This is a genomic window from Ruegeria sp. CK3 (genome assembly GCF_056536565.1).
In genome coordinates, this window is record NZ_JBQFPV010000015.1 from 79,518 (window position 1) to 92,284 (window position 12,767).

10 protein-coding genes, 1 tRNA gene and 1 rRNA gene are annotated in these 12,767 nt (G+C 55.6%); 1 reads left to right on the plus strand and 11 read right to left on the minus strand.

Annotated elements, in window-relative coordinates; all coding sequences use genetic code 11:
• The first annotated feature begins 55 nt into the window (after positions 1–55).
• Positions 56–1,633 (plus strand): DUF5928 domain-containing protein, encoded by a 1,578-nt coding sequence (locus ACR0C3_RS21145; RefSeq protein ID WP_480760375.1) that lies wholly within the window; start codon positions 56–58, stop codon positions 1,631–1,633.
• Positions 1,634–1,669: 36 nt separating this feature from the next.
• Here ACR0C3_RS21145 and amaB read toward each other — a convergent pair whose 3' ends face one another.
• The 11 genes from amaB to rrf all read right to left on the minus strand — a co-directional run.
• Positions 1,670–3,166, minus strand: a complete 1,497-nt coding sequence (amaB, locus tag ACR0C3_RS21150; RefSeq protein ID WP_480760387.1) for an L-piperidine-6-carboxylate dehydrogenase — start codon at positions 3,164–3,166, stop codon at positions 1,670–1,672.
• Positions 3,167–3,184: 18 nt separating this feature from the next.
• Positions 3,185–4,291 (minus strand): saccharopine dehydrogenase family protein, encoded by a 1,107-nt coding sequence (locus tag ACR0C3_RS21155; protein WP_480760376.1) that lies wholly within the window; start codon positions 4,289–4,291, stop codon positions 3,185–3,187.
• A 201-nt stretch (positions 4,292–4,492) separates the two neighbouring features.
• Positions 4,493–5,482, minus strand: coding sequence for a HupE/UreJ family protein (locus tag ACR0C3_RS21160; protein ID WP_480760378.1), 990 nt, complete (start codon positions 5,480–5,482; stop codon positions 4,493–4,495).
• Positions 5,479–6,309: a peptidyl-prolyl cis-trans isomerase gene (locus ACR0C3_RS21165; RefSeq protein ID WP_480760380.1), complete on the minus strand. Its 831-nt coding sequence runs from the start codon at positions 6,307–6,309 to the stop codon at positions 5,479–5,481. The genes ACR0C3_RS21160 and ACR0C3_RS21165 overlap by 4 nt, the downstream gene beginning before the upstream one ends.
• 150 nt (positions 6,310–6,459) lie before the next feature.
• Positions 6,460–8,382, minus strand: coding sequence for a DUF3604 domain-containing protein (locus ACR0C3_RS21170; RefSeq protein WP_480724568.1), 1,923 nt, complete (start codon positions 8,380–8,382; stop codon positions 6,460–6,462).
• A gap of 256 nt (positions 8,383–8,638) precedes the next feature.
• Positions 8,639–9,688, minus strand: coding sequence for a hypothetical protein (locus ACR0C3_RS21175; RefSeq protein WP_480760381.1), 1,050 nt, complete (start codon positions 9,686–9,688; stop codon positions 8,639–8,641).
• 375 nt (positions 9,689–10,063) lie between these two features.
• Entirely contained in the window at positions 10,064–10,390 is a 327-nt protein-coding gene (locus ACR0C3_RS21180) for a potassium channel family protein (RefSeq protein WP_480760382.1), read from the minus strand.
• Between the two features lie 32 nt (positions 10,391–10,422).
• Positions 10,423–11,649 carry an HlyD family secretion protein gene (locus ACR0C3_RS21185; protein WP_480760384.1) on the minus strand — a complete coding sequence of 409 codons (1,227 nt, stop codon included), beginning with the start codon at positions 11,647–11,649 and terminating at the stop codon, positions 10,423–10,425.
• A complete protein-coding gene (locus tag ACR0C3_RS21190; RefSeq protein ID WP_480760386.1) occupies positions 11,642–11,980 on the minus strand; it encodes a hypothetical protein in 339 nt (112 codons plus the stop codon). The genes ACR0C3_RS21185 and ACR0C3_RS21190 overlap by 8 nt, the downstream gene beginning before the upstream one ends.
• Before the next feature lie 527 nt (positions 11,981–12,507).
• Positions 12,508–12,584: transfer RNA gene (locus ACR0C3_RS21195), tRNA-Met, on the minus strand.
• Positions 12,585–12,670: 86 nt separating this feature from the next.
• Positions 12,671–12,767: ribosomal RNA gene (gene rrf, locus ACR0C3_RS21200) — 5S ribosomal RNA — on the minus strand; the annotation flags it as partial.

Here is a 12,767-nt window from a genome sequence, read left to right on the forward strand (position 1 = left end):
GCTCATCCTCAGTATCACGAGTGCAAACGGGCAGAAACGGAAATAGCGGACCCACATGGCGAAGATTGCCTACATATTGCTGTGTCACAAGGAACCCGACGCGATCATCGCGCAGGCTGAGCAATTGACCGCCGTTGGCGATTATATGGCAATCCATTTCGATGCGCGGGCGAAGGCATCGGACTATGACCGCATTCGCACGGCCCTGAAGGACAACCCGAACGTCACCTTCGCCGCCAAACGCATTAAATGCGGCTGGGGTGAGTGGTCTTTGGTGCAGGCCACCCTACACGCCTTGCAAGCAGCCGAAAGCGCCTTTCCCCGTGCCACGCATTTCTACATGTTGTCGGGCGATTGCATGGCCATCAAAACGGCAGAATACGCCCATAACTTTCTGGACGAACACGACACGGATTTCATCGAAAGTCACGACTTTTTCGCTAGCAACTGGATCAAGACCGGCATGAAAGAAGACCGGCTGATCTACCGCCATTACTTCAACGAACGCACGCAGCCCAAACGGTTCTATACCTCTTACGAGTTGCAGAAACGGTTCAACGTCACACGCGACATCCCCGACGATATCCAGGTGATGATCGGCAGCCAGTGGTGGTGCCTGCGCCGCCGCACGGTCGAGATGATTCTGGATTTCCTGAAACAGCGGCGCGATGTGGTCCGGTTCTTCTCCTCCACCTGGATCCCGGACGAGACTTTCTTTCAGACGCTGGTCCGGCACCTGATCCCGAAGAACGAAATCGAAAACCGCACGCTAACCTTCCTTATGTTCTCGGACTACGGCATGCCGGTGACCTTCTACAATGATCACTTCGACATGTTGCTGGGGCAGAATTACCTGTTTGCCCGCAAGATCAGCCCCGAAGCGCATGAGCTGAAAGAGCGTCTCGGAACCCTCTACGCCAGCACTGGTGTCGATTTCCCGATCTCGGATGAAGGGCGCAACCTCTATGCCTTCCTTGCTGGGCGTGGGCGTGTAGGCCGCCGGTTCGGTCAACGGTTCTGGGAGGCCGGGAATACGCTTGGCCCAGAACGAGAGCTGTTTCTGATCGTTTGCAAAAAGTGGCACGTGGCAAAGCGGCTGGTGCATCAGATCGCTTCGGTCACCGACATCCCCTGCGCCGAATATCTGTTCAACGAGCAGGACACTCCGCTACCTGATCTGGGTGGGATCGAGACGACTCTGACCAAACGTTCACGCCACAGGCGGGCTGTTGTTCGGATGCTGTTTGATCATTTCGAATCGAACCAACTTGCGCTGTGCCTCGATCCAGCCAATCTGGACGCTATCCAGGATTTCTGCGGCGACGCCGCTAAGACCCATCTGTTGGAAATCGAGTGTCAGTATTCCGACGACTACCTGATCGGCCATGCGCGCCGGGTTGGCTTATCGGGTGAAAACAGCCCATCCGAGACCGTCGCGCGCCTGCTGCCCACCCTGCGCAATGATCTGGCACACGAGTCCGAGGAAATCCGTAAAGCCGGAATTGATGGCTATCTTCGCCTGCGCGAGACATCGGATCGGGCCGAGAATGAGGCCGCAATCACCAAGTTCCTTGGGGTGAAAACCGAGACAGCCCAATCCATCATGCAATTGGACTACCTGTTTTCAGATTGACAACCCGGCGGCGCGATCACGCCGCCGGACGAGCGTTCAGATGTCGAACTTCACACCCTGCGCCAGCGGCAGCTCTGCCGAATAGTTTACCGTGTTGGTCTGACGGCGCATATAGGCCTTCCACGCGTCCGAGCCGCTTTCGCGCCCGCCGCCGGTTTCTTTTTCACCACCGAAGGCGCCACCGATCTCGGCACCTGACGGGCCGATATTAACGTTGGCGATACCACAATCCGATCCGGCTGCGGTCAGGAACTGCTCGGCCTCGCGCATGTTCAGGGTGAAGACGCATGAGGACAGTCCCTGTGGCACACCATTCTGTATCTCGATGGCATCGTCGAAATCGTCATAGCTCATGACATAGAGGATCGGCGCGAAGGTTTCCGTTCTAACCGTTTCTGTCTGGCCTGGCATTTCAACAATGGCTGGCTCCATATAAACGCCACCCGGTACACCCTCGGTGACGCGCTTCCCACCAAAGACCACGCCACCTTCGGCTTCTGCGGCCTTCAGCGCCGCCGTCATCGCCGCACCCGAGGCCTCATCGACCAGCGGGCCGATTAATGTGCCCTCGGCCATCGGATCACCAATCGGCAATCCGGCATAGGCTTTCTTCAGACGCGCAACCAACTCATCCTTGATCGAGTTATGGACGATCAGGCGACGCAAAGTCGTGCAGCGCTGACCCGCCGTTCCGACCGCCGAGAAGACAATCGCCCGCACCGCCATTTCCAGATCGGCCGACGGGCCGACGATCATCGCATTGTTCCCGCCAAGTTCCAGAATGCACTTGCCGAACCGCGAAGCCACAATCGGCGCAACCGCGCGGCCCATACGCGTCGAGCCGGTGGCCGAGATGACTGGCACGTCTTCGCTGGCCACTAGGGCTTCACCCAGAGCAGCGCCGCCAATCAGCGTTTGCAACAGGTTGTCGGGCGCGTCCCCGAACCGGGCCAGCGCACGTTCAAAGATCTTCTGGCAAGCCATCGCGGTCAGAGGCGTCTTCTCAGACGGTTTCCAGATCACCGGATCGCCGCAGACAAGCGCCAGCGCTGCGTTCCACGACCAGACCGCAACCGGGAAATTGAAGGCCGAGATCACGCCAACCGGACCTGCCGGGTGCCACGTCTCCATCATCCGGTGGCCGGGACGCTCCGAGGCGATGGTCAGACCGTAAAGCTGCCGCGACAGGCCGACGGCGAAATCGCAGATATCAATCATCTCCTGCACTTCGCCCAGACCTTCCGAGGTGATCTTGCCCGCCTCCCAACTAACCAAGGCGCCCAGGTCGTCCTTGGCGGCGCGCAATTCCTCACCCAGCAGACGGATCAGTTCCCCCCGCCGCGGGGCGGGCACGGTGCGCCACGCTTTGAAGGCGGTTTTGGCATTGGTCAGGATCGCCTCCATTTCAGAGGCCGGTGTTTCGTGCACGTCGGCCAGAGTGCGCCCGTCGATCGGAGACCGTACCGCCAACGTTCCCCCTGTCAGCTCCGCCGCGGTCAGGTCGAGGTTTGCCAGAGTGGTTTCTGCAGTCATCACAACGTCTTTCATCTTTTACGCCGCCTTGTTCTGTGGGGTTACGTCGCCCGCCCGATAGAGCCGGCCAAATTCGGTGTTCAGGAAATCGGACAGCTTCACCTGCTCTTGCCGGACAAAACCGGTCGAGGGCAGAACGCCCGTACGCATCAGATCAACCACGCCGAGTACGCCCGCTGCAGTGGTGACCTGAATGGCGCTCCAGACTTGTCCGTTGATCTCACGTGCGAAACTTTTGTTAATCAGAGATTTTTCGCGCAGGGCACCGTCGATCGTGCCTTTGGCGGTGCAATAGACAAGCACAACATCCTGATCAGTGCGCGGTAGGGCGGCCTCAAAAATCTCTTTCAAAAGATCGCGGCGTTGACCCAGCCCCAGATCGTTCAAAAGCAGTTTCAGGATGTCGCAATGACCCGGATAACGGATCGAGCGGTAGGACACCGCCCGTGCCTTGCCCTCCAGGGTTTCGGGAAGGGTTCCAAGGCCGCCTGAGGTGTTGAAGCACTCATACTCAACCCCGTCATGGCCCAGAACCTCATAGTCCTCCAACGGAGCGGTCTTCACCCGTTCTCCGTTCACGATGGCATCGCACGGGTTGCAGTATTCGTTGATCAGTCCATCGGTCGACCAAGTCAGGTTGTATTTCAACGCGTTGGTCGGAAAGAGAGGCAAGGCCCCGACCCGCATATGCAGGCTGTCGATCTCATCAAACTCAGCCGCCAGCGATGCCCCCGCGATCCCGACAAAACCGGGCGCCAACCCGCATTGCGGCATGAACGCGGTCTTGCTGTTCTCCGCCAGAGCGCGCACCGCATTGGTGGCCGCGACATCTTCGGTCAGGTCGAAATAATGTGCTCCGGCCTGCTGGGCAGCTTGCGCGATATTCGGTGTCAAAAAGAACGGAGCCGCCGAGATCACTGCGTCAAATGTCTTCAGCCCTTGCGCCAGACCTTCAATATCCGAGGCATCAATCTGCTTGGTCACCACACCCAATTTGGCAATATCGCCCAAGGCCCTAAGGTCATGATCCGCAACCGTAACGCTGTAGTTCGGCGACCCTTTCAACAGCGTGGCAATCATCTGCCCAATCTTGCCAGCCCCTACGATGCAAATATTCCAACCCATAACGCGCCTCCTCCCTCTGATTTTCAATCCAGAGTGGCGGAGAACATCGTCATTTCGCAGGGGCTAAATTGACGATTTAACGGGTGATTTCGTCATTTTACCGGGTGTTTTTTCTTTTTGACGAAACACGTTTTGGACATAGGTCGCGAAGCTGTCATCAAAAGCAGAGACGCGTTCATTATCCGAAGGCAGGGCCTGGCGTCAAAATCCGGCCGTGCGCTCAATCAACCAATACATCGACACGGAACCAATGCCATAGGCAGCAACGATCGTGGCCTTTTGGCCCAGTGGCAACGCTACCTGCCGCCATACTGCAACCACAAGGGCCAAAGCCCCAATGAAACACAGCTGCCCAGCTTCAACGCCAAGGTTGAACGCCAGCAGGGCCGCAGGAATGTCGTTCGCAGGCAGACCGATATCCGCCAGAGCGCCAGCAAAGCCCAGCCCGTGCAAAAGCCCGAAGCCGAAGCAGACGATCCATGGTTTCTCCTTTGACAGCCGGAATCTGCCTTCGCCATCCTTTGCAATCTCCATCGCCAGAAAAACGATCGAGAGCGCTATGACAGCTTCGACCGGAGGTCCAGGAACGTTCAGAACGCCAAAGGTAGCAAGAGCCAAAGTGATAGAATGCGCCAGGGTAAAAGCTGTGACGGCCCCGACCAGCCGCCAGCGATCACGCACCAGAATAAACAAGGCAAGGACAAACAGAAGATGGTCCCAGCCTTCCAGGATATGCTCGAACCCCAAGACGGAATACGCGGCCAAAACGGACCATGTTGACTGTGCCACCGGTATGGTCTGAACGGCAGCATCCGGCGTGAAACGAAGGGTCACCGGTTCTGACTGCAACGGATGCAAGCGCACCAAAACATCGTTGTTTTGGGTCTCCAAGCCCTCAACCGCAATGGGCTGACCTGCAATGTCCGCGCTGCATTCTGTGACCCACGACGAGACCCAGGCCCTGTTCCCGGCCACCGGGTCTGGCCCTCGGGCCGGGGTGCAGACCTCGGGCAATACAGCGTCAATCGCCATCGGTCGGCCATTCACATCCGGTTTGCGCCAATGAACGCTCCAACTCTCTGATGCGATTTGGCGTATTTCCAGATATCCGGGATCAAGAGCATGCGCGGTTGCCTTGTCTGCCGTGAATGTAAACAGCAGCAAGATCAGAAAACAGAGTGCCGCCTTCATTCAGACAGCTCCGCAACATTCGGAGCTATGATTTCATAGCCTTGGGCCAGTGTTTCATATTGCGCTTGCGCCAAATCCTCGCCTGTCGCACGCAGCCAGTCCCGCAATACGACCTCGTGAATCTCTTCCAATGGCGGGTTTTGGCTGGGTTCAATCTCAAGGACCTTGACCAGATGAACACCGTAGCCCGACAAAACCGGACCGGCCCATTCCCCCTTTGCGAGGGGTGTCAAACCATCCGAGAACCCATTTCCGTAAACCGAGTCGACAACCCGTGTGGCTGACAACGGCATCGAGGCGGGCAAGAGGGTTGATTTGCTGAGATCTGCCGGTTCTTGCTGCGCGCGCAACGCTTCCAATGCCTGTTCGATTTCGCCGTCAGCGGGGTTTTCGCCCAGAAAGACTTGAGTGAAAGCAATCTTTTGAGGGGTCGCGTATTGATCCAGATTTTGCTGACGAAACGCCTCTAGCACGTCGTCTTCCGGAACAACTGATGCGGCAATGGCTTCGGTCAGAAAGCCCATCTTTTGGCTTAGTCTGGATCGGATGACTGTGTCACCACGATCAAGACCAAGCTTCTTCGCCTCTCGCACTAGAACCTCTTCCCGGACCGAGGCGTCGACCAGGGCTTGCAGCTCGGCCGTGTTGGGTGGGCGTTTCCAGCGGGCTTCGAACTGGTCAGATAGCAGCGTGACATCCTGCTCGGTGATTTCTATCCGCTCAAGGTCTACGGCGGCTTCGGATTCCGGAGATAGGATGTGGAACCAGATGAATATGGCCGCTCCGATCAGGAAGAAATGGAACAGCGGTTCTTTTAGCAAACGCATGAAGGCTCCTGCTGGAAATGCACTCAGGTTCTGACCGTCGATTTTGGAAACGGTTTGCACATAAATCTACGCCCTGCCTGCTGTGAGGCGCAAGGAAACCTCCGGAGTGATATTCCAGACTCCGGCGGTCGGCTGAGTTTTCAAGACAGCTCACTCGGAAGGCGTATACCAAATCGGTGAGGAATAGGCGCGCTCCTGATGTGTCAGGACCGCGTCCTCAGGCAATTCGGCCCCGAACCGAAGTTTGTCATACAGGATCCAGCGCGGGGTAGGGATTTCGATGGCCCGGACATAGTAGAAGGCACGCTCATTCGGGTCGAAATCTGGATCGGACCAAACGGTGACCAGTTCAGCCGTGCCGATTGTGTTGGTCCAGCTGGCGGTATCAACGTCAACCGTATTTCCAACCGCAGGGATCTTGCCATTGCCGTCCGCAACGCGGTCGTCCGACCACGCTACATCATAGACTTTTTCCTGCATGGCGCCTTCGGCATCCAGCCACCCTTTGACCACCTGCACGCGATCCAGATTGGCACCAACCGGGTCACGCAGCGCTGCGATCAGGAAGGACGGAGCCCCATCCCCTTCGCGTGGACGCAGGTCAGACCCCATTGGGACACCCTTGGTATAACCAACATCCGCAAGAAAGCGGGTTTCCACATCTGCGTCACTGAAATCCCATCCGCCAAAGAACCTCAGACCAATCCGGGGGCCGGTTGTGGCATATGTCTCGCGCCGCTTGAACGCGTCAAAAATCGCGGCACGCGTGTTTTCGGTCGCCCAGACGGCCGTATATCCGGACGCCACAAGCAGATCGCCGGGGATTTCGCCAAGGTCATTGGCAATGAACGGATGTTTGATCCTTGAGGCCGAAGGTTCGACACTTACGGACTTGCCGAAGAAGTTGTCCTCCTCCGCGGTGGCCAAAGAGGTATGACTGTCTGTCGCCCCTCCCATTCCGAACTTGTAGGGGTTTACGCCGAACTTTTCTTCCAGCATCAAACCGCGCTTCAGCGCTTCGCGGGCGTATTCTCCGGCCAGCATGTCATCGGTTTTCAACTCGGTGATATCAAGATTGCCTACGTCCCAGTTTTCGTAATCTGCAAATTCGTCATCGGGGCTGAGGAAGGGGTGCGCTTCGCCGTCACCCTTGATTTGCGTGACCTCATAGTGTGGCTCCCATTTCGCACGGGCTGCGACGTAGTCCTCGTCGACCTTACCGCCGTGATAGGTATCTTCTGTCGGGAACATCCAACCATTCGACAGGTTGCCGTTATGGGCAAAGGCCACAGCCCGGCCGCCGGTTTTTTCCTGATACTCCTCCAACCATGCGTAGAGCGACTTGGGATCCGTATCACCATAGGGCGGTTGTGTGACCGGAGGCACCATCTGCAGTGCCCGGATGGGACCATCCCGCAGCATAACGTTCCGGTGCAGGTTGAACCCCTTCGGGACCGATGTCCACTCAAACCCAATGAAGGCCGTGAACTCGCCGGGGTCATTATGCCGCTCGGCAGCAAGAACAATATGTTCCCACGTAAACGCAAACGCGTCCGCGCCCGGGCTGTAGGATTCCAGGAGCACCTCGGGCAAAGTCATCTGCGAAAAATTGGTGATGATATCAAAGGCCGTTTTTCCAGCCTCTTCTCCTCCGGCCTTGTAGCCTTCGTACCATTCCAAGCCTTTGGGATCAGACAGAACGCCCGGCTTACCGGCCTGAAGGTCCGGGGCAAAGCCCATCAGGTCAGTATGGTCTGTCAGTACCATCCAATCCAACGGTCGTGACAGCCGGACAGGTTGACCTGTGGATGAGATGACTTGCTCGCCCTTGGCAAAGCGCCAAGCCTCATCGGGCAGCAATGTGTTGCCAAACGCACCGGCATCCAGCGATAGCCCCGTGTGAAGATGCGTATCCCCCCAAAGTGGACGTTCAGGGAAACTTCGGTTGGCGTAAGGTGAATACGGTTGGTCCTGGAACAAGCCTTCTGCGGCCTCTTCGCTTGGAACCGCGTCAGACAGTACGCTTGATGGTGCCAACACAAGCGAAACCAAACAGACGGATAGCCGAAACATATTCACCTCCCTACAAAAAAATTAAGTTTGGCACCCATGGGCGCCCATACGAACAACATATTAGAATTTACCTATATCATAGGTCTCTGCTTTCTTTGAGGTTTTTTTAGAAAGCGTGCTTCAGTCGTTATTCGAACGTCCATCGACGCCAATTCGAGCTGTTTTATGGCGCGCTTTGCTCCGGCCCTTCGCTAAGCGGTTTAAGCGTTCCTTGTTATTCGAAACCCATGCAAAACAAACACCGTTCAAATGCGGCTTAGTCAGATGCCACTCTGGTCCCCAAAGCCAGATTGAGGGCAAACTGAGTGGCGGGGTTCGTATCAGCCCGGGCAAGCAAAGCCTCAAACTGCTGGTGTAACTGTGAACTCCCCCATTGCCGCGTTGCAATTGCAATCTGCAGGGCCAGGTCCGAGTCCGTTTCTAAAGCTTCCGAGAAAATCTGGATGATCTGAGGCTTGAATCTTGCCTGCGATTCACCGGCCTCGGCCAAAGCGCGAATAAGTGGCTGTCTGTCGAGCGACGTCTTTTGCCTATCTTGCAGCGCCAACCCGATTGCGTTGATAGCGGCTTCCTTCCCCGCTTCTATACCGGCAAGTGCCCACTCATAAGAATGTAAGTCGCCCGAGGCCAGCACGTCAGCAAAACGCGCCTTCACGATCGAGCGCGCCTGTGGATCTGTTTGCAGACCCAACAGGCGAATTGCGACGGATCTATAGGGGAAGCGGTTCAAATCGTTGAAGTCCCGCAGAATCTGCCTTGTTGTGGACGTGTCACCGATTGGGCGCACAAGCTTGTAGGGTGCCCGCCCGATTTCTATCAGGGCCGCGTTATGAAGCGCGGTGTCCGGGTGCCACAAATATTCGGTAAAAAACTGAACACGGTCCTGAGTGTCCGTTTCGCCGTACGTCCACAATGCACCGGCCGAGCTCAAGTCCTCAAAAAATTCAGCTCTGTTTGGGTCGACCAGAAAAATACGCCGCCACGCCTTCGAGAAGCTTCGATCAGTGCTTTCTTGATAATCCGGCCCGTAGGTCAACAAAACAGATCTTGCAGGATCCAAGCGAAAGGCGCGTCGCGTAACGCTATCAATGAGGAAGGGAATATCCGGCACATCGTCGAGGTTTTCCCACTGTCCTTTCAGAACCTCCTGCACACCGTATCTGAACGGGTTTTCGGCCGCAGGGCCTGCCAGAACTATGAAATCAGCCGACAGGATGTGATCTGCAAGCGATGCCTCGGGCCGCTCGATACAAACCCCACACGCGTGTCCGGCTCGCGGTTCAACAAGCCCGAAGATAGTCGCCAATATGATCAGAATTATTCTCAAGCTGCGGAAAGACCCCTCAAACCAAGTGCAAAGCGCGGCGCCATAGGATCAGAGTAGCAGCTAATGACTTTTTATCCAGCCGGAGGTTAGTCTCTGTTTTTCCAGCTGTTTGCTTTTTTCAAACGATAGCTTTGGGGATTTAGCCGCCTTCGAAAGTCTGCTTTGTTCCTCTGCGCCTCCAATCAGCGACAACATACAAAACCGCTCGAAGAACGGCTTGCCAAGGCGCACGGAAAGTTTTGATTGTCTTGAGTGGCTACCAAACTGAAGTTCGCTACGGGTACCGCACTCGTCGACGTTGACGACCCCTACGCAGACATATTGGCCATTCGCGTCTCTTGAAACCTAGACAAATCAAAATTCGATATTCATTGATGTCTCGACGGCATGTACACCTATACCGACGACAATGCCCGCAAAGATAAGCCCAACAAATGCGTTGATAACCGACAAAACCCGGCTCGTGGGTTTCTCGGGCCTAATGTCTCCGTAGCCAACGGTAGTTGCGTTTATGAACGCATGGTAAAGACTCGCTCCGGTCGACCAGCCTTCGATCCGACCAATTGATATCCCCAGCATGCAAACCAAAACCAACAGGAAAAGAAGTATCGGTGACAGGTAGATCAGGTCCCAAAGGACAACCGATAGAAACGTGCAAATGTAGCTGGCGTCGCAACCCATAGCGAAACTCTACCTCACTGCCATTTGGGGGCCTAGTTGAATACCAATGTCTTAACAGGAAGCAGAATGGCCTGTGCACGCAAGACAATTGCATTTGCTATACCCATGCCATCCACAATCCTTGCGATGAAGGCAGACAGGCCCGTGATCTCACCAGCGTCGATCTCCTTTGCTCGGCTCGTATACGCAACGCCCACGCACGCACTACCTGGCGGGATGCTATCAAGATGCTGAGGAAAAATAGGTGCTAGGAACGCTGTAACTGTACCGGGTCGCGCTCGATCCTGCTGATCCAACAGCGTATCACCCGGTCGGAACTGCCCCGCAGCAATTGCCCGCTGCACGTCATCCACAACCATCGGGACTATAGTCAACGGTTTAGACGCGCAGGTAATTTCCACCAGCATACCTGGCTTTAGTACACTGGCAGAAATCTGACCAAAAGCTGCGATAAAACGCCCCTGTCCGGTAACCTCAGGCACCAAAACCCCGGCAGGGCGTAGAATTGGATTAACGATATCACCCTGCTTGAGGAGAAATTGCGTTACCGTCCCATCCACCTCGGCAAATACGGTGGATTTTGATATCTCATTCTCAGCCTCTCTCAAAACCGCACGCGCAGTTTCAAGCTGTGCAGGGAGAAGTGTGGTTTGGCGCAATTTGGCACCGTCTAACGAGGCAATAGCGGCTGCGCGCTGACTTTCTGCGCCGGTCACTGCGGTTTGCAACCGTTCCAGTTCCTGCTCACTAACAACGGTGTTGTTTCGCTCCGCAAGCTCCAGACGTCGCTCCAAATCACTCGTCGCCTGAGCAAGGTCAGCTTCTGTCGCCTCAACCCTGGCGGTGGCACGCGCAACTTCCGTTGCGGTCAGGCCTAAAGCCGCCTCAATCTCCTCGATACGTCGCTGAGCCGTTTCTGCTGCTGCCTCCTGCCGTGTGGTGTCCAGTCGGAAAATCGGCTCGCCAGCCATAACGTCCTCATTATTGGCAACGTAGACTTCCGCGACCCGCCCCACGCGATCCGACAGAATGGTAACTGTGCGAAATGCAGCTGAGACATTCCGCGTTGAGGGGTGGAAATAGAAGATCACCGTGATCAGCGTCACAGCCAATATTGCACAGGCGGTCAAACCCCACCGCAATTCATACCAGACATTGAATAGGGTTATTTCGTGGCCCCACCGCTTGCCCTGCTTGTAGCGGCGATAAAGGTAGTCCGGGACGATTGTGATCAGTGCAGAGAAGACCAACTCAAGCATCTTCGCTCTCCGAGATGTCTACTTCGGTCTTGAGCGGAAAGATTTCATGCAAGGGCACGGCGGCGATCAGAATTGCTGCGATCCAGAAAGCGTTGTTGAGGGTGAAGAGGGAGATCAATCCAAGCACACCGACTAACTGCATTTGCACTTTGTGAGCACCTGCTGCCATGCGGTCTGGAATGGCCTGTACGGTGAAGTAAAGCGCACCAAAACCCATCAGCACTATGACTAGAACCAACCCAACAACGATCAGAAAACCGTCTGTCTCCCCCGGGGGTGTTACCCAAAACGGGAGCCTTGCCATTGCCTCATCAGAAATAGAACTGTTCACCTGCCCCTCCCCGCATTCAGGTAATCACATTCGAATATAACTTATTGAAATCAAGAAAACCAATCTGCCTTGAGGTTTGGAGTTTGTTCAAGCGCACTATGGCGAACTTGGCTAGATCAACAGGCTTTGAGGCTGGGGGGTGTATCAACTACCGGGAATATTTTCAGAATACTGTTGGGTCCGCTCTGGGATTGTAGCTGCCGAATGCACCCGCAGCATTCAAATGGCGCGCAATGTACGCTTTGCTATCATCTCGACCTTTCTTTTTGGATGTGTGCGAATAGCCTCTGTTGCGCGTTCACCACACCTCACTTCCGCTCCGTTTGCTTTCACAGTGCTTCCAGCGGTGTTTCTGGAACCGAAAAGCCTCGCGTGGTGCGAGGCTAAGTACTTGATATTTGAGCTAGAGTATTGGTTTTGGAGTTAGGATTTGACCTCTGACCTTCAGGTTATGAGCCTGACGAGGTAAGGACGTTTAGCGATTGATCCAGTGGATCAATTGTAGTTTGAACGGGCTGTTTGGATTTTGGTTGCGGGAGCAGGATTTGAACCTGCGACCTTCAGGTTATGAGCCTGACGAGCTACCGGGCTGCTCCATCCCGCGACACTTTGGTGGCCTAGCGCTTACGCTACATGAGGCCGGGTCGTGTTCTGCTGATCGTATTAGAGAGATGTTTGGGCTTTTACTAGGTTTGGCGGTGACCTACTCTCCCGGGGCTTAAGCCCAAGTACCATTGGCGCGGCAGTGCTTAACTTCCGGGTTCGGGATGGGACCGGGTGTTTCACT